The sequence below is a fragment of the Paenibacillus massiliensis subsp. panacisoli DSM 21345 genome, assembly GCF_000426545.1.
GTDB classification, from domain to species: domain Bacteria; phylum Bacillota; class Bacilli; order Paenibacillales; family Paenibacillaceae; genus Paenibacillus; species Paenibacillus panacisoli.
In genome coordinates, this window is sequence record NZ_KE384534.1 from 35,873 (window position 1) to 57,987 (window position 22,115).

The window sequence follows — 22,115 nt, forward strand, 5'->3', positions numbered from 1 at the left end:
TGATTGACCTAATCCGTTAAATTGAATGGTGCATCAACAATGTTAGGGAGGATGAAGAAAAGAATGAGTATTTATGACAAGGCGCATGATTTGGCAAAAGCTCTCAAGGAGAGCAGTGAGGTAGAAGAGATTACGGCAGCGATGAAGCTGGTCGATGCCGATCCCGAAGCCAAGCGCATGCTGGACGAGTTCAGACAACGCCAGATGGACGTGCAGCAGCGCATGATGAGTGGAGATATGCCGCAGCAAGAAGAGATTGAGAGCATGGAGAAGCTTTTCGAGGTGCTGAGCAGCAATCTTAACGTCCGTCGTCTATTTGATGCGGAGCGCCGTCTGAGCGTCATTATTGAGGATGTCAACAAGATCATTACGGAAAGCCTGCAGCATTTGTACGGTACTTCTCAATAGATTGACTCATATCTTGTCCGACTTCCTCATAGACTAGAAACATAGAGTAGGAAGCGAGTACAGCTTTCCTAAGTCTTAGGTGGGAGGAAGGTTAGGATATGAAGTCTTTTAAGAAGTGGAAGCATGGCTTATATTTACTGATTGCTCTGGCGATGCTCATTATCGCACTGCCGCGAATTCCTTTTGGTGGAGAAATGGGACTGGTAGAGCTATTCGGAGCTGTGTGGGTGTTATTCTCGCTGATGGTGATCGGTGCCAACCTGCATTTTCTGCTGGGTGTGGATGAGGAGAAACGGGCAGCGTTAGAGCGAGTGCGCAAGGCCAAGCTGCAGCAATGGCAGCTGAAATGGGATGAGCAGCAGCAGGATGCTCTTAGAGGCAAGTCCTCTTGAAGGGCTGACGCATAGTCTCATGCACCAAGCTGGTAGGACAAGAGATGTATCTTGTTCTGCTGGCTTGTTTGCTATTGACCGGGGGATACGGGGGATAGGCTAATTGATGAACCTGCGCTGAGCTGAGAAGGTGACATACCTATCTTTGAAATGGTGGTGGATATGATATAATGAGTACAGATTAATACAGATTGCTCGCAGGGGGTGTAACAGTTGTGCAGGGGTTCGACGAAACGGTCACGAAGCATGAACAGCTATTACGACATATAGAACAGCTAAAGGTGGGCACCAAAATATCGGTCCGCAGATTGGCCAAGGAGATGGCTGTTAGTGAAGGGACCGCCTACCGTGCTGTAAAGGAAGCCGAGAATCTCGGCATTGTCATTACGAAGGAACGGATCGGAACGGTTCGGGTAGAAAAGCGGCCACGTGGAGTTTCCGAGCAGCTGACCTTTGCGGATGTGGTGAATATCGTTGAGGGGCATGTACTTGGCGGTAGCGAGGGTCTGGCCCAGCCGCTTCACAAGTATGTCATCGGTGCGATGAAAGTGGATGCCATGGCACGTTATATTGATCCAGGCAGCCTGCTCATCGTTGGTAACCGCGAGAATGCACACTCCTTGGCACTAGAACAGGGAGCTGGTGTGCTCATTACAGGGGGCTTTGGTACAAGCCGTGAAGTGAAGCAGCTGGCCGACAAGCTTAATTTGCCGATTATCTCCTCGCGTCATGATACCTTTACGGTCGCCTCCATGATAAACCGAGCCATATTTGACCGCCTGATCAAGAAGAAAATTATGCTGGTCGAGGATATTGTCTCGCGCAAGGGCAAGCCCCACACACTGAAGATCAACAGCACCGTTGCCGATCTGGAGGCACTGGCTGAAGCAACTGGAGAACAGCGTTTCACAGTAGTGGATGAATGGAACCGTCTCATCGGCATTGTGGGGCGAAAGGATATTCAGCATCTACAAGGCAATCAGTCTATTGAGAAGTGTATTCTTCGTAGCCCGATTACAGCCTTGCTGCAGACCTCTCTGGCCTCGGCTGCGCAGATTATGACCTGGGAGGGCATCCATTTCCTGCCGATCATTGACCGGAATCGCAAGCTGCTTGGGTCCGTGTCCCGCAAGGAGGTGCTGACAGCCCTCCGAGACGCCCAGAAGCAGCCACAGCTAGGAGAGACGTTCGATCATCTGATCTGGAGCGGCCTTGCAGAGGAGCGCGGACCGGAAGGGGAGCTGATGTTCAACGGCTTCATTATTCCGCAGATGGCTACGAATCTCGGTACGATCTCGGAGGGAGTGCTGATCAATATCATGACACAGGCGGGCTGCCGCGTCGCCAAGGACCTGACAGGCAATGATCATGTGCTGGATCAGATCAGCAGCTATTTTATCCGTCCGGTACAGATTGAGGATGCTGTCGTCATTCGCTCTTCAGTGATGGAGGTCAGCAGGCGAACCTGCAGGCTGGAGATTTCTATTTTCCGAGAGGAGCTTATCGTCTGCAAATCGGTGCTGACCCTGCATTCCATTGACCATGGGTGAAGCATGATCAGGCCAGCTCATTTCAGGAATGACAGGGCTTCACGCTTGGATTGGCTCTATGCTCATGTAATGCGTTCATGTCCTAGCTTCGTATATACGGGCGCATCTCCACCCAGATTTGCAGCACGCCTTCTACCGCCAGCATCGTCTTGACCTGAATGGAGTATTCTTTCTCGCGTACGGTATATACTTTGCGGTTGAGCAGAACACGGACCATCTTGCTGTCTGTATCAATCTCGAATATATCCCGTCCGCGCAGCACCTCCAGATCCTCATGCATCTGCCGCAGTATATCCTTGACCTCGATCGCCGAGATTTTATCTGCGCTTGTCTGCTCGGCCCGGACCCTAATCTCCTTAATCACACTATGTCGGTTGCTGTGCTTGCGCAGAGTCTCATTATCCTCCTCCGCCTGGTCCAGCTGAATGCGCAAATCCTGATTATGCATCCAGAGCGCGTTATAGCTGGTATGCCAGATGGCATTGTATATAATGCTTCCCGCGACCATGCCAAGCACGAAAATACCTGAATGTCTCAAGAAGCTCCTCATATGCTAGCTCCGTCCCCCGTTACATACCCATTTGACCAGCTCCGTCCCCATGTGTGCCCCCAGAAAAGCCAAGATCAGATACAGAATCTGCTTGATGGCTGGTGAAAGATTGCCATCCAGCACATTGCTCTCAATGACCCTCATGGGATCAATCGTTCCGCCCACGGCCGCGGCAAGCGCCCAGATTTTGATTTTGCCTGCGATATCCAGCATCGTTTGCGTAGGTGGCTGCAAGGCGATCACGGCCCCGACTCCTCCCAGCATAGCCCCGCCCAGCACAATGCCAAATGCAATGAAGAAATCCAGAATAGCTTTGGTTAAAAATGTACTCATCATGTCCCTCACTTTCTCACTTTTGGCTTGTGGTGATCTTCTGTGCCAGCTTCTATGGTTGCTTATGTCCTGACGATATGGCCTTGTGCCAAGCCTTGATCAGGCACGATAGAGCCTGTACTTTTATTGTATGGGCGCGAGGTGCCAGGTTATGATAAAATAGTTCCAAAGGGAACAGACATTCCTACCGATCTGTTCAACAAGCGCCGAAAGGATGCGAAGCGCATGAGTTCATTTGTTCACCTGCATACGCATAGTGAATATAGTCTGCTGGACGGTGCAGCCCGGATCACGGAGCTGGTCGAGCAGGCTGCTGCATACGGAATGAAGGCTTTAGCGCTGACAGACCATGGGGTTATGTATGGGGCTATACCTTTCTATAAAGCATGTCAGGCACGAGGCATTAAGCCAATCATTGGCTGCGAGGTCTATTTGACTGCAGGCTCGCGCAAGGAGCGTGGCAGCCGCAAGGATCAGCCTATTTATCATTTGATATTGCTCGCACGTAATATGAAGGGCTACCAGAATCTGATGAAGCTGTGCTCCATCGGTCATCTGGAGGGCTTTCATTATAAACCACGTATTGATATGGAAAGCCTGGCGACCTACGGTGAGGGCATCACCTGCCTGAGTGCCTGCTTGGGAGGCGAGGTACCGCAGCATTTGCTACATGGTCGGGAGCGCGAGGCGCGGGCTGCAGCGAAACGCTACAAGGACATCTTCGGAGAGCACTTCTACCTGGAGCTGCAGGATCATGGGCTGCCTGACCAGAAGCGAGTGAATGGACTGCTGGTCGAGCTGTCTCGTGAGCTGGACATTCCACTCGTATTAACGAATGATGTGCACTATCTGACGGGTCCGGATGCTGAGGTTCAGGATGTGCTTATCTGCATTGGCACGGGGAAGACGCTGGAGGATGAGGAGAGATTCCGTATTCCGACAGATCAGCTCTATATGAAGAGTGCTGAGGAGATGGCGCGCTTATTCCCGCATCTGCCAGAAGCGATGGCCAATACGGTGCGTATTGCCGACGAGTGCCAGCTGGAGCTGGAATTCGGTCATTATATATTACCAGCCTATCGTCCGCTGCCAGAAAGCACGTCTCCTGGCGAGTATCTGCGGTCTCTGTGTCTTCAGGGGCTGGAGGAACGTTATGCACAGGATATCCGCTGGCAGGATGAGGAGCAACGCAGACAGCTGGAGGAGCGGCTTGATTATGAGTTGAATACGATCGAGAGCATGGGCTTCAGCGACTATTTCCTGATCGTCTGGGATTTCATCGCTTATGCCCATCAGCAGGGAATTGCAACCGGGCCAGGACGTGGCTCGTCTGCTGGTAGCCTCGTAGCGTATGTACTCAAGATTACGAATGTAGATCCAATGAAATACCAGCTGCTGTTCGAACGCTTCCTGAACCCGGAGCGGATCAGCATGCCGGATATTGATATTGACTTCAGTGACGAGCGGCGGGATGAGGTTATCGACTATGTCGTTGCCAAATATGGCAAGGAGCATGTTGCTCAGATTATCACGTTCGGGACGCTTGCGGCCAGAGCGGCAGTACGTGACGTAGGGCGCGTGCAGAATGTTCCCTATGGCGAGGTAGACAAGGCAGCGAAGCTCATACCGGGCCAGATCGGCATTCATATCCGTAAGGCAATGGAGATCAGCGAAGGGCTGCGGGAGTTATATGAGACGAAGCCGGCTACCCGTGGGATGCTCGATATGGCGATGAAGGTAGAAGGAATGCCAAGGCATGCGTCTACGCACGCCGCAGGTGTCGTGATTTCGCGTTCGCCCCTGACGGATGCTGTGCCATTGCAGGAGGGAGGAGAAGGCGTCCCGCTCACCCAGTATGCCATGGAGAGTCTGGAGTCGATCGGCCTGCTAAAGATGGACTTTCTCGGCTTGCGGACGCTATCCATTATTGAGCGCAGTCTCCGATGGATTGGAGAGGAGTATGGCACGACGCCTGATTTTAATCAGGTCAGTGACGATGATCCGCTAACCTATGAGCTGCTTGGACGAGGTGAGACGACAGGTGTGTTCCAATTAGAGTCTGCAGGGATGCGCAGAGTGCTCAAGGATATGAAGCCAAGCAGCTTCGAGGATATTATCTCGGTGCTCGCATTGTATCGCCCGGGTCCAATGGAGTTCATTCCGAACTACATTCAAGCTAAGCATGGAGCGATAGAGGTTCGATATCCTCACCCTGATCTGGAGCCTGTCTTGAAGGATACTTATGGCATTATCGTGTATCAGGAGCAGATTATGCAGATTGCTTCCCGAATGGCGGGCTTTTCGCTGGGAGAGGCGGACCTGCTGCGTAGGGCTGTATCCAAGAAAAAGCGTGAGGTGCTTGACCGAGAGCGGGGGCATTTCGTGGCAGGAAGCATCAATAAGGGCTATACGGAGGCGGAAGCGGATGTGGTCTATGACATGATCGTTCGCTTTGCTGATTACGGTTTCCCGCGTGCGCATGCCGCTGCCTATGGCGTATTGGCCTTCCAGACAGCCTATCTGAAGGCTCATTACCCGGTTCAGTTCATGGCTTCCATGCTGACGGCCGTGATGGGGAGCCATCGCAAGGTGGCAGAGTATGTCGTGGAATGTCGACGCATGAATATGAAGGTGCTGCCACCAGACGTGAATGAGAGCGGTGTACTGTTCACGCCGGTAATGCAGAATATTCGATTCGGACTTGCAGCCATTAAGAATGTTGGTACGCAGGCTATGGAAAGTATTCTAAGTGAGCGGAAGGAGCGTCCTTTCGACAGCTTGCTAGATTTCTGTCGTCGCGTAGATCTGCGGGTGTGCAACAAGCGGGTGATTGAGTCACTGATCCAGGCAGGGGCCTTCGATTCTCTGCCAGGGCACAGAGCCCAACTACTGACGATGCTTGATGAGACGCTTGAGGCTGCCTTGAAGTGGCGCAAGGAGCGTGAGGATCTGCAAATTCAGCTGTTCGATTTCGATGTCCTGGAGACGCCGAACTGGGAAATCAACTATCCTGACGTACAGCCTTACAGTGCTAGCCAGCAGCTGGAGATGGAGCGTGAGCTACTGGGTCTCTATCTGTCCGGCCATCCACTTGATGACTGGGACGAGGAGCTGGTGGCTGCTGGTATAGACAAGCTCATGCAGCTGTCGGAGGCCACGGATGAGTCAGTGATCGTTACCGCAGGCATGGTTGTATCCATGAAGACGATTACGACGAAGCAGGGGAAAGAAATGGCCTTCATGGAGCTGGAGGATCAGATTGAGCGCTGCGAAGTCGTATTGTTTCCTGAAGTCTGGAAAAGAAGTCGTTCGCATGTGGAAAAAGGAGCGTTGCTCGCCATTCGTGCGAGAGTGCAGCAGCAGGATGAGGGCTTCAAGCTGCTTGCGGATGAGGTAGCTCCGCTGAGTGGAGAGCATCTACAGCGCCTGCTGTCCCGCCGGAGCAGCAGCTCCAGGCGTCCTGCCTCTGGACGTGCGCAGGGCAGTCCGCCTGCTGCTGTCACTGCAGCATCCGTTGCAGTACCCGGACAGAAGGTGTCCTCTGCCGTACTGGATCATGCTTCCCGTACAGATGGACGAAGTGCACAAAATGTCGACAGTCGTCATGAATCTGCATGGGTGAAGTCCTCGGGAGAGTCTGGTCAAAGGGTTACCAAGGCCCATGCCGCAGCCAGCCGTGCTATCGAGGGTGCTATTGGAGCTGGGACAGGCAGGGAGACTAACGACCAGGCAAATCTATCTGATAGAGCAGGAGTGGAGCAAGACAGAAAGAGTGGCTCGGATCAGCGAATCTTTATCAAAATCACCAAGGAGGCTGAAGGGGATGCTGGGCTGCTGAGCATGGTAAAGTCTGCACTGGAGAAGCATGAGGGAGATCTGCAGACGGTTCTTTTCTACGAAGGGAGCCAGCGCTTGCTTGCACTGAGTGATGCCTACCGGACCAAGCCTTCCCCGGAGCTGTTCCAACAACTGGAGAAGCTATTGGGCCAAGGCACAGTCCGTGTGAAGTAAGCTTATGGCAAGAACAATTCAGTAAGCTGTTGCATACACATGAGAACACCGGCTAAAAGTATCTCCGCAGCAACTTGTCCATGGGTGTTCATGGTGCGGAGCAGGGGGGAAGCTCATGTCACAACAGTATGCTGAGGCGCTTCTGAAGCGAAGAGGGGTCAAAATCGAGGACATTGCAGACATCGTCTATCATCTACAGAGCAAATATTATCCTGACCTGACGTTTCAGGAATGTGTGGATAGCGTCAGGTCCGTGCTTGGCAAGCGTGAGGTTCAATATACTTTGTATACAGGAATAGCGTTGGATGAGCTGGCGGAGCGCAAGCTGCTGCCAGAGCCTCTGCAGACCATTATGGAGGCAGATGAGCCGCTGTATGGCGTGGATGAGACGATGGCACTAGGGATTACCAGTGTATATGGTATGATTGGGCTAACGAGCTTCGGCTATGTTGACAAGGACAAAACAGGAATTCTGGAGCGTCTGAACCGAAAGACAGAAGGTATTCATGTTTTTCTGGATGATCTGGTAGCGAGTTTGGCGGCCGCAGCATCCGCCCGAATTGCCCACGGAAATGCACTGGCTCGCAATTATCCACCCCCTACATCTTAAATTTGAAATAGCTCCCGACCAGCTGTCGAAGCTTGTACGGCGGGCATTAGGAATGCTAATTGCCCTCTTGAAGGAAGAGGGCCTTTCTTGCGGGAAAAAAGTAAGGTATGTTATCATGAGTTCATTAATACGGACTCGAGAGACATTTGCCTAGGGGGTTACAAGGGTGTGGACGGTGATCTACATTGCACCAACTGCCAAAATGGCTGATATGATCAAGCTCAAGCTGTCTGATGAAGGTTTTATGGTGAAGACACGGGCCATAAGTGCCTCCAAGCAGCAATTTGAGATCCTCGTCCCTTCTGGAGAAGTGGAAGAAGTTCAGGAAGTGCTGAATGCCATCCTGCATCCTTAGACCTATGCACCCACGCACGAACAACTGGCATGAGGGAGATCAGGCTGACGCCTGTGCTGGCATTTATTTTGGAATTATAGAAATTATACGTGTTCAAACGCTCCAACAAAGTCTATAATCGCAAGACATACGTTCCACGGAGTGGGGACTACTTCCACGCAAGTTCTTCGAAAGACATGTTCCTAATATAGATTTTTTATGATGAAGACTTCCTTCATTGGCAGCTTCTATAGATCCTGGGCTGACAAATTAACGGCTGAAGAGGTGTAGTTGTGTTCAAAGATTTATTCCAGAAAAAAAGAAAATACGCAACGATTCCCGCAGAGCGGTCGCGTGGCGGCGAACAACCTGATACAGGTGATCGTCCCAAGCGTGAGATTCCTGAAGGGCTCATGACCAAGTGTGGAAAGTGCGGAACGATTCAGTATAGTAAGGAGCTGGAGAAGAATCTGAAGGTATGCCCATCTTGCGGGTACCATATGAGACTGAATGCTCTTGAACGGATTAAAATGACGTTTGATGATGAAAGCTTCATAGAATATGATGCTGATATGATCTCGGTCGATCCACTCAGCTTCCCTGGATACAGCTCTAAGCTGGAGCAGCAGACGATGAAATCGGGATTGCGTGATGCTGTTGTGACTGGAGAAGGCTTGATTGGTGGACAACCTGTGGTTGTAGCTGTAATGAGCTTTGACTTTTTCACTGGGAGTATGGGCTCTGTTGTAGGGGAGAAGATTACGCGTGCTATTGAGCAGGCCATATCCAAGAGACTGCCGGTGATTATTTTCTCAACCTCTGGCGGTGCACGAATGCAGGAAAGTATTCTTAGTTTGATGCAGATGGCGAAGACGAGTGCGGCTCTCTCCAGATTGGACGAGCAGGGTGGACTCTATATTTCTGTGGTTACTGATCCTACGACAGGTGGAGTATCCGCAAGCTTTGCTACGCTGGGAGATATTAATATTGCTGAGCCAGGCGCCGTATTTGGCTTTGCCGGTAGAATTGTCATTGAACAGACCATTCGGCAGAAGCTACCGGATGACTTCCAGACGTCAGAGTTCAATCTGCAGCATGGACAGCTGGATATGGTCGTTCACCGCAAGGACCTGCGCGGCACATTAACACAGCTACTTGAACTTCACAGCACGAAAGGGGTGTACTAGATTGGCGGGAGAATTGCCTTATGAGAAGCCTCTTGCGGAGATGCGCCAGAAGATAGAAGAATTGAAGCAATTTGGTCAAGAGAAGGGCATTGATTTCACGGAGGAAATCAAGCGTCTGGAGGAACGGTACGACCAGATGGCAGACGAGATTTACAGTAACATTTCAGCTCCACAAAAAATGCATCTTGCCCGTCTTCATCAGCGTCCGACTTCTTTGGACTTTATAGAGCTTATTTTTACCGATTTCATTGAGCTGCACGGAGACAGACTCTTCGGTGATGATCTGGCGGTGGTAGGGGGAATTGCCCGCCTGAATGGCACTCCCGTGACTGTAATCGGGCAGCAGCGGGGGAAGGACACCAAGGATAACATAGCCCGCTTCTTCGGAAGTCCGCATCCTGAGGGCTTCCGTAAGGCGCTGCGTCTCATGCAGCAGGCTGACAAATTCCGGCGGCCAATCATTACCTTTGTGGATACGAAGGGGGCTTATCCGGGGAATACAGCAGAAGAGAGAGGTCAATCGGAAGCGATCGCTCGCAATTTGCGGGAAATGGCCAAGCTTTCGGTACCTGTTATTTGTGTGGTCATCGGAGAGGGCGGTAGCGGTGGTGCCTTGGCTATGGCTGTCGGCAACCGCGTCCTCATGCTAGAGCATGCCATTTACTCTGCGATCTCTCCGAACGGAGCAGCATCTATTCTGTGGAAGGATGCCTCCAAGGCAGATCAGGCGGCTGAGGCGATGAGAATTACGGCTCAGGATTTGCTGGAAATGGAAGTCATCGAAGATATCATTCCAGAGCCGAAGGGCGGTGCCCACAAGGACTACGAGCTTGCCGCTGAAGCGGTGAAGTCCGCACTGGACCGTCACCTGAAGGAGCTATCCGTTATGGATGCTCATGAGCTCAAGGAAGACCGTTACCAGAAGTTCCGCAAGATTGGAGAATTCGGCTGGTACCAGCAACAGCAGAACGAGACCAGTGGTGAATTACAGCAATAAGCAGACTCCCTTTGCAGTAACAGGTTCAATAGAACCGGTTGCTGTGAAGGGAGTTTTTTTGTCCAAGTCTACCTTTCATCCATCGCTCCGATCAGCAGTGTGTTTTCTCTCATTGACGTGATTTTGAATATATGATAATACTAGAATACAATATGAAAATAATTCCATGTAAAATAATTATATATTTAAATTTATTTATTATTAATTCTTTATTTTGGGCGTTTATTTCGAAGGAGGGAGAGTGAATATGGCTGAGGAACGAATAGTAAGAGCTATTGAGCATCATAGACGTAAATACAGGGATGAGGTCCCCACTCGTCAGTTCGTTGAACGCGAGCTACATATCAAGCAGCAGCTATGGGAAAAGAAGGTCAGGCAACCCGTGGAGACGCTGAGATCATTCATTAAACAACGAGTTAAGAGTATTGAGGTGAATGAGCAGCATATGATCCTGACGCTGCAAGACCAGAGAAGGTACTACGTAGATGATGCGGATTACTATGCGATTACGTACAATCTGCTCCGGGAGGGGAGAGATCACGAACTCTATGAGACGGCGATTCGAGAGCTGGTTCAGCCCGGGGATACAGTGCTTGATCTGGGTGCCAACTATGGATATTACACGATACTGTTCTCCAAAGTGGTAGGCGAGAAAGGACAAGTGCATGCCTTTGAGCCTAATCAACGCACCTTTACAGAGTTAAGCGAGCATCTATCCTTGAATGAGTCAGAGAATGTAAGCGCTTATAATGTGGCCGTCTCGAATCAGAGCAAAGAGGAGACTTTGTTTTTTCTGGATGAGTCGCGTGCTCGTGCCTCTCTAAGAATGCAGAATGAGCATGCAGATCATGTACAGTCGACCCGTAGCGTTGCACTGGATTCCTTCTTCAAGGAGGTTGATCTTAAGCGCCTGACCTGCATGAAGATTGATGTGGAGGGTGCAGAGTTCTTGTGCATTGAGGGAGCACAGCAGACGATCAGACAGCACAGCCCTGTACTTTTGCTGGAGGTATGTGAGGCCCATCTGCTGCAATTTGGAGCTAGTGCACATGCCTTGTTGGAGAAGCTCAGAGACTGGGATTATGTATTTTTTGAAATGGTGCAGGGCTCTATTGTCCAAGTGGAGCCTGAGGTAGTGACCCAGCGGAGCAGCATGTCGGATCTCGTCTGTATCCGGCAAGGTACAGATTGCTGGAAGGAGAAGCTGGCTAGATTCGCAAGACGGGCGTAATAACCTGGATTCATTAGTAGCCTTCACACTTCGGACATTTAACCTGAAGGGTGCTCAATACAATGACGAGGAGAGAGAGCATGGAGCAATGGAAGGATTTCATGGCAGCATTTAAAAGTTGGGAGCATGAGTACCTGTATGCTTTTCCCGGCGTATCTGTAAGGTGTATGACTAACCAGGCAAATGTTAACGTTTACATCGAAGCCTATCTAAATGCCATGCCCAAGCATCCTTCAGCCTATGCCAGTCAGCAGGAGCATTATGTCATCCATCATAGGAATAGTCAGGCATTGCTGGAGCAAGCGCTGGAGCTGGCAGATCAATTGGAGCCAGAACACACACTTCACGTACACAAGAGTGGTAGCAAAGTGAATGTGTATCATGGGCAAGGCATACGGGTGTGCGTATGTACCGATGGCCACTATGTGGTAATCCAGCCAACGGAAGGAGACCTGCTATATGTCTGTACCCGAGAGGAGCCGCTGGTGGGAGGATCTTATCTGCTTCGGGTCATTCGCGAGTTAATTCTCAGACATGCAGAGAATCGGCAGGGAATTGTTATTCATGGTGCGGCTGCAGGCGGGATAGACAATGAAGGGGTACTAATTTGCGGAGATAAGGCTAGTGGCAAGACCTCCTTCTTGCTATATCTGCTCGGGCAGGGCTATGAATTTGTGGCAAATGACCGGGTGATCCTGCATCAGCAGCGCGGAGCCTTTAGCCTTGAATATGTGCCGCTGGCGATACGGGTCGGTCTGGGGAGCGCAGAGAGCTTTCCAGAGCTGGAGGTATGCCTGCAGGACTATAATTTCTCCCGCAAGCAGCCGGCTGAATGGCTGAACAAGGATGAGGATATTTTGCGGAAGATAGGTTCCTCCAAAAAAGCAGAGCTTAGCCCACAGGAGCTATCTAGCCTATTTGGGGTACCGACTTGCTCGGATTTTCAGCTCAAGAAGATCATATTCCCCAAGTTCGAGTATGCACTTCCTTATGCTCGAGCCTTCAGAATGGAGCAACAGGCAGCCCAAGAGGAGCTGTTAAAAGCATGTATGACCCCTCGCGATCCGAACTGGCTGACGCCTTGGCTGGTCAAGCGCGTGAAGCAAGATGCGGAGTTGGAGGCAAATGCTATTCAATTCATCACACAGCTTGTCGAACAGTGTGAGCTTATTCAGGTAGAGTTCGGTCACAATACGCTACGCTCAGCTGAGCACAATGAGCTGTTCGGAAAGAGCAGTGCATTGTGAAGCTCTATATCATTGGCTGCTCAGGCAGCGGGAAGAGCTATATGGCAGCCCGACTCAGCAAGCAGCACCAAATTCCGCATGCAGATCTTGATGATATTTTCTGGGAGGAAAAATATACTGTAGAGCGTGCTGCACAGCAGCGTGACGCCTACCTGTCCAATCTGCTGGGAGGGGAGTCGTGGATTATTGAAGGGGCTTATTTTGAGCCCTGGCTGGAGCCTGTGCTGTCCAAGGCAGACCAGATCATTTTCATACAGGAGCAGAATCTGTGCCTAATTAGCTGGAGAGTGCTGCGAAGATTTGCAGCCCGGCGCTTGGGTCAAGAGCCTCGGACCAGTGAGAATCTGAGAAGTGTCCTGCAGATGATCAGATGGACACGCGGAATTATCAAGCACCGACGATACGAGGAGTTCATTCAGCACGCACAGGATAAGGTTATTGTGCTGAAGGGTACACAGGACATTCAATCTTACTTGCATAATGATGGAGGCAGGATCCATGATCGAGGTCAAAGACTTGAACAAAACATTTAAGATTGCTCGCAGGGACGGAGGGACGATGTCAGCCCTGAAATCCTTCTTCAGCAATCGCTATACGACCGTGTCAGCATTGAACAATATCAGCTTCAATATTGCCGAGGGCGAAATGGTAGGCTATATCGGGCCTAACGGAGCGGGCAAGAGCAGTACGATCAAAATCTTGAGCGGTGTGTTGACGCCTGACAGCGGCACCTGTGTGGTGAATGGACGCACCCCCTGGAAGGAGCGGGTCCGTCATGTGCAGGATATTGGAGTTGTATTTGGACAGCGATCTCAGTTGTGGTGGGACATTCCGGTCATTGACTCGTTCCAATTGCTTCGGGATATCTACAAGGTCCCTGAGAGACAATTCAAGGACAATCTGAACATGCTGACAGACCTCTTGGATATCGAGCATATCATCAGGACACCTGCAAGGCAGCTGTCGTTGGGGCAGCGTATGCGCTGCGAGATCTCCGCTTCGCTGCTACATAGTCCAAGGCTGCTGTTTCTGGATGAGCCGACGATTGGTCTGGATGCCGTCTCCAAGAGAGAGGTGCGCAAGTTCATTTGGGACATTAACCAGGAGAAGAAGACGACCGTCATTCTTACCACGCATGACATGCAGGATATCGAGGCACTGACGAAGCGCATCATCGTAATCGGCAAGGGTGAAATTCTGCTCGACGGCTCCATCAATCAGCTGAAGGAAAGATACAACAAGCAGAAGGTGCTGACGATTGAATATACGGGGCAGGTGCCTACGATGTGCGATGGTCTGCGGCTCATCAAATCCTTGCCGGGGCATATGGATATTGCCGTCGATACCAGTACGATTTCCGCTTCGTCGGCCATTGCTTACTTATCTACTCAGGTACTGATTGAGGATATGACTGTGCTGGGCACTTCCATTGAAGAGATTGTGGTGGACCTGTACAGGGGGTTCGATCTATGAAGGTGTATTTTGCCTTTTTCAAGGTCCATACCGTGAATCTGCTGCAATACAAGCTTAGTGCATATGCGGGAATCATAGCCCAGGTGTGCTGGGCGTTAATGAATATTTTCTTGTACAAATCCTTTTATGACAGCAATAATGTACAGCTCCCCATGAGCTTCTCTGAGGTAGTCACTTATATGTGGCTGCAGCAAGCTTTCTTTACGCTGTTCATTACCTGGTATCTGGATCGGGAGATTCTATCATCCATCTCTAGCGGACAGATAGCATATGAGCTATGCCGTCCCAGTGACTTATACGATATGTGGTTTGTGAAAAACATAGCGAGTCGTGTGGCCAAAGCCTTGTTCCGCTTTATTCCGATTATCCTGCTGGCATTCCTGATGCCGCAGCCCTACCGATTAAGTCTTCCACATGACGGCGGGCAATTTCTGTTATTTTTGATATCCATGCTGCTTGCCTTATTCTTGGTGGTTGCTTTTTGCATGCTGATCTACGTCACAACCTTCTATACCATCTCCTCCACAGGAGTTCGGATGGTCATGTCGTCACTTGTGGAGTTTCTGGCTGGAGCGGTTATCCCACTTCCGTTCTTTCCGGATGCACTGCAGACGGTGATTAACCTACTACCATTCGCATCCATGCAGAATGTACCGTTCCGTATCTTCAGCGGGAACATTCAAGGGACTGATGCCTTGTACAGCATTCTTATTCAGCTATTCTGGCTGATTAGTCTGGTGTTGATCGGTAAGCTGGCCTTGCGGAGAGCGTTGAAAAATGTAGTGGTACAGGGGGGATAGACGATGAAATTATACATGGCATACATGCGGGTGTACTTCTATTCTGTCATGCAGCACAAGATGTCACTCACACTGACGATTATAGGACAATTTTTGACATCGTTTTTTGCCTTTCTCGGCCTGACTTTTTTGTTCGGCCGCTTTAATCAGGTGCTTGATTTTACATATGGTGAGGTGTTGCTCTGCTTTGCGACGGTGCTTATGGCATACTCGTTGGCAGAGTTCTTCGCCAGAGGCTTCGATACGTTCGATAACATGCTGGCTAACGGTCAATTCGACCGAATTATGGTGAGGCCGCGCAATGAGATCTTTCAGATCTTATCCTCGACCTTTGAATTAAGCAGGGTAGGGAGATTTGCCCAAGCGGTCATCATCTATTTGTACGCCATACCTAATAGCGGGGTCGTATGGGGGCTGGATAAGATTGCCGTTCAACTGCTGATGATTGTCTGTGGCACATTATTTTTTGCCACGTTATTTTTGCTGTATGCAGCCATCTGTTTTTTTACAACCCAGGGACTGGAGGTCTTCAATATTCTCACGGATGGGAGCAGGGAATTTGGCCGTTACCCGTTGTCGATCTACGGGAAGAGAATCCTGACCTTCTTTACGTACATTATTCCGTTGGCGTGTATTCAGTATTTCCCCCTATTATACCTGACTGACAAAAGTACCAGTGTACATCATGCGTTGTCACCTTTGTATGCTACCCTGCTGATTGTGCCTGTCTTCTGGTTATGGAGGCTAGGCATCCGACATTATAAGTCCACAGGGTCATAAATAAATACGAAAGTGAGGAGAGCCATATGGAGCTCAGTAAAGAGAATATCAAGCAATTGATCAGTAATGTAATAGAGGTGAATGGAGAGGAGGGGGTGGATACACCGCTTGTCATCGGGGAGGATGTCCCGCTTGATACCCTGGGATTGGACTCCATGAGCTTCATTCGACTGATTCTGGCGATTGAGCAGGCATTCGGGATTGAATTTGCGGATGAAGCTTTGATGATGGAGAACTTCGAGACCGTGAATAAAATTCTTGAGCATGTGGCGAAGGTGACTATGGTCCAGCCATCGCCATGAGAGATGGAGGTGTATGAAGGTTCACGCTCCAATCTAACATCCTGGGCTTCACACTTCATTGCTGCTATGAGTTCGTAATGAGCAAACATTTACGGAGAGGCTGAAAGGACGTGCTGAATGAATGAACACGGATGTTGAGGTATTATCCACTGAGCAGGAGATTGTGCTGCTGCTGGCCAGATTGACCTTCACGAAGGAGGAGGAGACACGGGTTCGCGTTCTGGTAGAGACAGGTCGACTCGATTGGTACTTCATACTGAATGCGTGCGCCAAGAACAAAGTACTGGGACTTGCTTGGGGCAACCTGCTTCGGCTCAGGCTAGAGCACCTGGTGGCCAAGCCCTTGTTACCCGTTATGAAATTTTATCATCTTGGTCTAAGGAAGCGTACGGAGAGCTACATTCTGGAGTCCAGGAAAATCGCTGAGGTGCTGGAGGCCAGCTCGATTCGCTATGCTCTGCTTAAGGGAGCTTATCTGGCCAAGCATATCTATCCGGATTATGGACTACGTAATATGAATGACATGGATATTCTAGTAGACCATGTAGATGTACCGAGGATAACGCTGGCTATGAAGGAGCTGGGCTATTGTCAGGGCGACTATGACAAGCCGACCCGAACGATCAGAGAGGTCAGTCGTACGAAGCAGATTCTGTGGAAGAATAAGATGAATAATATGTACCCCTTCTTGAAAATAGCAGATTCCGATTATATTAATTGCTTCAAGCTCGATTTCTGCTTCAGCCTTGATCTGGATCTGAAGAAGCAGGATGTTCGAGACATGCTGGAGCGGGCAGAGGGCGGCGTACTGCAGCCAGCCGATTTCTTCTTGCACCTATGCTGTCACTTCTATAAGGAAGCGACAAATCTGGCCTGGATTTATAATGTGAACGACCTCACGCTGATTAAGCTATGTGATATCCGCGAGTATATTTTGGCGCGAATGGATGAAGTAAGCTTACGGGAGACGATGACACAAGCGAATAAGCTTGGCTATCGTGAAGCAGTGTACTACACACTGTATTACTTGAAATCGATCTATAACGATGGTTATGAGGAGCGCTGGATGAAGCTGCTTGATGTGCAGGATATGCAGTTCCTTCAGGAATTTGGTCGTCAGGATTATGGGGAGAGCTCCGTGTGGCGAAAGAGCATTCAAGAGCGGATATTCTCCAGCAGCAACAAAGACGAGCTGGATGGCTTTGAGCCGAAGCACAGGCTACTTGAGGAATAGATAGCAATCAATCTGGAGATGCGAAGAGGGATAAGCGATGCTGAGAGTGATACTGGAAGGGATCACAGGCAGCGGGAAGACTACGCTCCTGCACCATATGCTGAGAAGGATGGTTACAGCAGGATATTCCAATATATATACGGCCTCCCAGCTCTATACCTCCTCACTCGTCTGGAGGGAGCAGGGAGCAGAGGTTCAGGATCGGATTTACTCCATTATGGACAATATTGTACGTAGTGTAGAGACGCTGGATCAGCAGTATTCAGAATATGGCGCAACTGATCCTTATCGGTCCTATCAATCTATCCTGGAGACCTTTCATTTGGAGAATTATATCAAGTCGTATTATCAAGATGAAAAGCTGCTCATGGAACTGGATCAGCGTCTTTATCGTGCAGGCTACAAGGTCGTCATGCTGCTGCTGCCCGACTCGGCGATTGAGGAGAGAAGTGTTCACTCCACTCGCTATTATCGGAATTCAGTAAAATGGGATCGCTATCTGGCGGGCCTTGGGCGGAACGATCGAGAGATTGCCACTTATTTTCAACGTCTGCAGGAGGCCTTGAAGCAGGAGTGTAAGCGCACTCATATGGAGGTGCTGACGATCGAGACCCAGGATATGGACTGGGAACGATATGCAGATGAGATTATGGAGTTCTGTGTAGGAACAGTTCGAAGCTGAGGTGATGATAGGTGAAGGTAGATATGCATATGCATACCACTTGCTCGGACGGCAGTCTTACACCAGATGACCTGGTCCAATACGCTGTCGAGCAAGAATTAAGGCTAATAGCAATCACAGATCATCATAGCGTAGAAGGCCTACTAAGCTTGAAGGATTCATATCTTGACAAGCTTCAGATCATACCCGGAATCGAGATCAATACAAGCAATCATCGCGAATTACATATTTTAGGGTACGATTTGGATATAAGCTCAAGTGTCTTGCACCGTTTTCTAAGCAAGCTCAGTCACTCCAGTCTTCGGGCGAATATGAAGCTGCAGGAGTGTCTACGGCAGCAGGGTATCTCGCTCGACGTATCAGGTTATAAGGGGCAGGCGGCTTTCCGTCGGAATCTGGCCTATGCACTCATGGAGCAGGGTCTCTGTTCGTCTCGGGAGGAGGCCAATGTGCTCTATCTCGATTACCGACAGCATCACATTACTCCGCCTTACAAGCCTACGGCGCAGGAGAGCATTCAGATTATTCGCGATGCAGGAGGTATTGCAGTGCTTGCTCACCCGGGACGGCTGGAACGGCATGAGGTCAATATTGTAGAGGTGGTAGAAGAGCTAATCTCCTATGGATTAGAAGGGCTGGAATGCTATCATCCGTCTCACAGCTTCGAGCAGCAGCAGCGCTATGTCGCGTTGGCCAGTGAGAAGGGGCTGTATCGCTCGGGCGGATCTGATTTTCATCACAAGGAGCATACGGATACTGGCATCAAGAGCTCGTCCCAGACCTGGTGGCTGGACAGCAGCAAGATCAATATTCTGGATGCCCTATGACAAGTGGGGAGAACACGCATGACGTATTCTGTGCTGATAGCTGTATATGTCTATATGCTGGTCCGAAATGTCATTTGTAGTCTGTTAGCAGCTAAATGGCTGTCTTACGAAAGACCAGTAAGCGTACAACGTCTGGATGTCCCGGTGTATCTGCTGATTCCGATGATGGACGAGCAGGTGATTGCCCGGGATACTTATTTGCATTTTCGAAGTCTTGTAACTCAGCGATCAGGCTGTGAGGTGCTGTTCATTACAACGGCGAGAGAGCGACAGAGAGAAGATATTCCGCATACGAATGAGGTGTTAAGACAGGCTCAGACCGCCTTTCCCTCGTCTGGAATACACATTCTTCATTATGAGGATGCGAGCGGTGTCATGGCTCATCAATTGAATTTTGCCGTGGAGCAGCTTCGGGCCAAGCATAAGGATGGGGATTTTTGGATTGGTATCTATAATGCGGATTCCAGAATTGATGAGCGCGTTCTGGATGATGTGGAGCATCAGGCTGCGCAGAAGGGACGTGAGTGCTGCTTCCAGCAATACAGCTACTTCCCGCTCCCGATCGGGGCAGCATCCCGCTCCAATGTCAGCAGTGCCGCACAGTGGCAAAATCGCTGGAGCGTCCTGTTCGAGCTGACTCGTGTTCGTTACCAAGTGGCTTTTGTCCGCTTGTGGAGTAGCCTTCCTCGTAGCTTGGGTCCGATAAAAAGAATGCTGGAGATTATGGGCGAAAAGATGAATTATGTCATTGGCCATGGCTTCTATGCACACAATGAGGTGCTTGGGCGAATGGGTGGATTCCCGGAGGAGACCATCAACGAGGATGCTTGTCTGGGATATCGGTTGAATGTACATCGCATCCCTATATACCCGGTCCCGATCCTGGAGCAAGCCGAATTTACGAATCGGATTTCGGTCTATATCCGGCAGCAAAGTGTATGGTTCAATGGGCCGTTTCATGCTTTTAAATATTTCACACAGCTTCTCCATCAAGGCGAACGGACTGTCTGGGAGACACTAAGAGCGGCTGTACTGGCTACTAAACTGTTTCTGATGGCGATCTACTGGTTGTTCTCTCCGTCTGTGCTGCTTCTGGTGCTTCCAATCTGGAGTACGCTTCTCTTCGGCTGGTGGGGCTGCGCGGCTTCCATTTTGTTCATTTTAGCTTATCTACCAGGAGTTCATTATCTCATTGCGCGTCTCATCCAACAGCACACCCGACAACACACTTCAGATCAAGTCGTGCTGCCACGACCATCACTGTACTGCGTATCAGCTTATCTCATTCATTGCTGGGGACCTTGTCTGAATATAGCTCAGCAGCTTCGAGGCCGCAATAACAAGACTGAGAAGTATAAGACGCAGCGCAATGAAATTCAGCATGCTGACGCGCAGTTGTCTGACGGTGGAAGAACTATACAGGAACGGGAGCTGATCTGAAATGGAACGGGTCATTTCGGTGGTTACAGGTGCTGGAGGAACGTTGGGAGGTGCGGTCTGTAAGCATTTGTGCGAGCAGCAGCATGAGGTCATCGGGATCATCCGACCAGGTGGCACAAACCCCTCGGAACACGAGCGGATGAGGCTGTTGGAGGTGGATTTGGAACAGAGCTGTACTCTATCGGACCTGTCCAGAGGTCTGGAGACGATTGCGGATTTCAGTAGGGTGGAGCGCCTGAATGTTATTCATACGGCAGGTGTCTACCGAAAATGCTCGCTACCCTATACCGCGGACGAGCTTCTTACCTGGGAGCGGATGTTTCAGGTTCACTGCATGTCACTGGCGGCTATTGTAAGTACTCTCTTTCCCTACTTTGTGGCTTGCAGACAAGGAAGCATTGTGGCGGTGTCCAGCAATCTTGTCCATCGTGTCAATCGGCACAGTGCACCTTATATTGCAACAAAGGGTGCACTAGAGGCTTTAATCAGACAATGGGCTTATGATCTCGGACCTTATCAGATTCGGTGCAATTGCATCGCTCCGGGTTATTTTCAGAGTGAGCTGAACCCGGATATAGGGTTAGAGCAGGAGGAGCGCATCAAGAGTAACACCCCTCTTGGTAGCATCGCTACGGGAGAACAGATCGAAGCAGCCATCTATGCCTTTGTGACGGACAGCATGAACTGGGTAACGGGACAGACCATAATTGTTGACGGGGGGAATAGCGTTGGGTATTAATGAGCTTTCGGCATTTCCTAAATATATCGAATTTCAGACGCAATCGTTCTGTAATGGACAGTGTGCTCCATGTCCTTATAGCTCCACCGAAAAATGCTTCACACCAGCACGGATGAGTGATGAGGGAATCGACCAGATTCTGACGGAGCTTGCGGCACATAGCCATGAGGTTGTCCGTGCCATTCCATACATGAATAATGAGCCCACATTGGACAGAAGGTTCTTGTCCGTATTGCGCAGGCTTAAAGAGAGCGGAATTTTCGTAGAGGTCTCCTCCAATACGTCTGGTCTCAACGAAGAATTGATCGAAGCGATCCTTCAGGAACGGCTCATTGATGATTTTAGAATCAGTTTCTTCGGAGGAACGGAGGAGCTATACAAGGAGCTGATGCCCGGATTGAATTTTCACAAGACAGTAGACAGAATCAAGCATCTGCTAGAGCGAAATAAGACGAGCGGTCTGCCGATCGACATACAACTGGTAGCCATCCTGTGTCCATGGGTGGATATGGAGGAGAATGTGAGAAGCATTGAGGAACTGTTCCCCGAGGCCAAGCTCCATTTGTTTGGATTCCTCGATCGAGCAGGCAGTGTGGAAGGACATGGGAACGCCAAGAAGCTGGCTCCGATTACAGGTATGGAGCAGAATCCATTGGCAGGCTGCCAGCTGCTAAGACCGTTCGAGCGAATGAACATCTTGGCTAACGGAGATGCGATCATTTGCTCGCAGGATTGGAGACGGGAGGTCGTGCTGGGTAACGTACTGGAGAGTAGCATTGAGGATGTGTGGCACAGCGCGAGAGCCAACGAGATCAGGCAGTATGTCCGTGGGGAGACAGAAGGACTGCCATCGGATTTTATCTGCACGCGCTGCAAAGCTGCTCTTCTGAAGCCAGAGTTCGGGGGAGGCAGTAATTTTACGGGCGATCGATATTTGGATGAATCGGGCAGGAAGGCGATCGTGCCCGGTCAGAAGGCAGGGATATAA

23 protein-coding genes are annotated in these 22,115 nt (G+C 50.2%); 21 read left to right on the forward strand and 2 right to left on the reverse strand.

From position 1 onward, the window contains the following. The first annotated feature begins 63 nt into the window (after window positions 1-63). The 3 genes from K331_RS0122645 (at window position 64) to K331_RS0122655 (ending at window position 2,350) form a co-directional block, all read left to right on the forward strand. Window positions 64-408 carry a YlbF family regulator gene (locus K331_RS0122645; protein ID WP_028592029.1) on the forward strand — a complete coding sequence of 115 codons (345 nt, stop codon included), beginning with the start codon at window positions 64-66 and terminating at the stop codon, window positions 406-408. 98 nt (window positions 409-506) lie between these two features. Next, entirely contained in the window at window positions 507-800 is a 294-nt protein-coding gene (locus K331_RS0122650; RefSeq protein WP_028592030.1) for a hypothetical protein, read from the forward strand. A gap of 215 nt (window positions 801-1,015) precedes the next feature. Beyond that, complete coding sequence (locus tag K331_RS0122655) at window positions 1,016-2,350, forward strand: DRTGG domain-containing protein (RefSeq protein WP_018886081.1); 1,335 nt, start codon at window positions 1,016-1,018, stop codon at window positions 2,348-2,350. 82 nt (window positions 2,351-2,432) lie between these two features. Here the strand turns inward: K331_RS0122655 and K331_RS0122660 are convergent, their stop codons facing one another. Continuing rightward, window positions 2,433-2,900 (reverse strand): hypothetical protein, encoded by a 468-nt coding sequence (locus K331_RS0122660; RefSeq protein ID WP_028592031.1) that lies wholly within the window; start codon window positions 2,898-2,900, stop codon window positions 2,433-2,435. A 3-nt stretch (window positions 2,901-2,903) separates the two neighbouring features. Beyond that, the gene (locus tag K331_RS0122665; protein ID WP_028592032.1) at window positions 2,904-3,233 is read right to left on the reverse strand and encodes a YtrH family sporulation protein; all 330 of its coding nucleotides are present in this window, start codon (window positions 3,231-3,233) and stop codon (window positions 2,904-2,906) included. Window positions 3,234-3,458: 225 nt separating this feature from the next. Between K331_RS0122665 and K331_RS0122670 the strand changes: the two genes are divergently transcribed. The 18 genes from K331_RS0122670 (at window position 3,459) to K331_RS0122755 (ending at window position 22,115) form a co-directional block, all read left to right on the forward strand. Then, window positions 3,459-7,244, forward strand: a complete 3,786-nt coding sequence (locus tag K331_RS0122670) for a DNA polymerase III subunit alpha (RefSeq protein WP_028592033.1) — start codon at window positions 3,459-3,461, stop codon at window positions 7,242-7,244. A gap of 115 nt (window positions 7,245-7,359) precedes the next feature. Beyond that, entirely contained in the window at window positions 7,360-7,854 is a 495-nt protein-coding gene (locus K331_RS0122675) for a phosphatidylglycerophosphatase A family protein (protein ID WP_028592034.1), read from the forward strand. 166 nt (window positions 7,855-8,020) lie between these two features. Beyond that, window positions 8,021-8,209, forward strand: coding sequence for a hypothetical protein (locus K331_RS0122680; RefSeq protein ID WP_018886076.1), 189 nt, complete (start codon window positions 8,021-8,023; stop codon window positions 8,207-8,209). A 272-nt stretch (window positions 8,210-8,481) separates the two neighbouring features. Next, window positions 8,482-9,375: an acetyl-CoA carboxylase, carboxyltransferase subunit beta gene (gene accD, locus K331_RS0122685; RefSeq protein ID WP_028592035.1), complete on the forward strand. Its 894-nt coding sequence runs from the start codon at window positions 8,482-8,484 to the stop codon at window positions 9,373-9,375. 1 nt (window position 9,376) lies between these two features. Continuing rightward, complete coding sequence (locus tag K331_RS0122690; RefSeq protein ID WP_028592036.1) at window positions 9,377-10,372, forward strand: acetyl-CoA carboxylase carboxyltransferase subunit alpha; 996 nt, start codon at window positions 9,377-9,379, stop codon at window positions 10,370-10,372. Between the two features lie 247 nt (window positions 10,373-10,619). Next, window positions 10,620-11,603, forward strand: coding sequence for an FkbM family methyltransferase (locus K331_RS0122695; RefSeq protein WP_028592037.1), 984 nt, complete (start codon window positions 10,620-10,622; stop codon window positions 11,601-11,603). An 80-nt stretch (window positions 11,604-11,683) separates the two neighbouring features. Beyond that, window positions 11,684-12,850 carry a hypothetical protein gene (locus tag K331_RS0122700; RefSeq protein ID WP_028592038.1) on the forward strand — a complete coding sequence of 389 codons (1,167 nt, stop codon included), beginning with the start codon at window positions 11,684-11,686 and terminating at the stop codon, window positions 12,848-12,850. Beyond that, entirely contained in the window at window positions 12,847-13,383 is a 537-nt protein-coding gene (locus K331_RS0122705; protein WP_025681364.1) for a P-loop NTPase family protein, read from the forward strand. Before K331_RS0122700 ends, K331_RS0122705 begins: the two co-directional genes overlap by 4 nt. Then, window positions 13,349-14,323, forward strand: coding sequence for an ABC transporter ATP-binding protein (locus tag K331_RS0122710; RefSeq protein ID WP_018886070.1), 975 nt, complete (start codon window positions 13,349-13,351; stop codon window positions 14,321-14,323). The genes K331_RS0122705 and K331_RS0122710 overlap by 35 nt, the downstream gene beginning before the upstream one ends. After that, window positions 14,320-15,123, forward strand: a complete 804-nt coding sequence (locus tag K331_RS0122715) for an ABC transporter permease (RefSeq protein ID WP_028592039.1) — start codon at window positions 14,320-14,322, stop codon at window positions 15,121-15,123. The genes K331_RS0122710 and K331_RS0122715 overlap by 4 nt, the downstream gene beginning before the upstream one ends. A gap of 3 nt (window positions 15,124-15,126) precedes the next feature. Continuing rightward, window positions 15,127-15,903: an ABC transporter permease gene (locus tag K331_RS0122720; protein ID WP_028592040.1), complete on the forward strand. Its 777-nt coding sequence runs from the start codon at window positions 15,127-15,129 to the stop codon at window positions 15,901-15,903. Window positions 15,904-15,929: 26 nt separating this feature from the next. Next, window positions 15,930-16,205: an acyl carrier protein gene (locus K331_RS0122725; protein WP_028592041.1), complete on the forward strand. Its 276-nt coding sequence runs from the start codon at window positions 15,930-15,932 to the stop codon at window positions 16,203-16,205. A 121-nt stretch (window positions 16,206-16,326) separates the two neighbouring features. Further along, the gene (locus K331_RS0122730) at window positions 16,327-17,439 is read left to right on the forward strand and encodes a nucleotidyltransferase domain-containing protein (protein WP_028592042.1); all 1,113 of its coding nucleotides are present in this window, start codon (window positions 16,327-16,329) and stop codon (window positions 17,437-17,439) included. 37 nt (window positions 17,440-17,476) lie between these two features. After that, window positions 17,477-18,121, forward strand: a complete 645-nt coding sequence (locus K331_RS0122735) for an ATP-binding protein (RefSeq protein WP_028592043.1) — start codon at window positions 17,477-17,479, stop codon at window positions 18,119-18,121. A gap of 23 nt (window positions 18,122-18,144) precedes the next feature. After that, a complete protein-coding gene (locus K331_RS0122740) occupies window positions 18,145-18,948 on the forward strand; it encodes a PHP domain-containing protein (protein WP_028592044.1) in 804 nt (267 codons plus the stop codon). An 18-nt stretch (window positions 18,949-18,966) separates the two neighbouring features. Next, the gene (locus K331_RS0122745) at window positions 18,967-20,388 is read left to right on the forward strand and encodes a glycosyltransferase (RefSeq protein WP_028592045.1); all 1,422 of its coding nucleotides are present in this window, start codon (window positions 18,967-18,969) and stop codon (window positions 20,386-20,388) included. A 1-nt stretch (window position 20,389) separates the two neighbouring features. Continuing rightward, entirely contained in the window at window positions 20,390-21,127 is a 738-nt protein-coding gene (locus K331_RS0122750) for an SDR family oxidoreductase (protein WP_028592046.1), read from the forward strand. Beyond that, complete coding sequence (locus K331_RS0122755; protein WP_028592047.1) at window positions 21,117-22,115, forward strand: radical SAM/SPASM domain-containing protein; 999 nt, start codon at window positions 21,117-21,119, stop codon at window positions 22,113-22,115. Before K331_RS0122750 ends, K331_RS0122755 begins: the two co-directional genes overlap by 11 nt.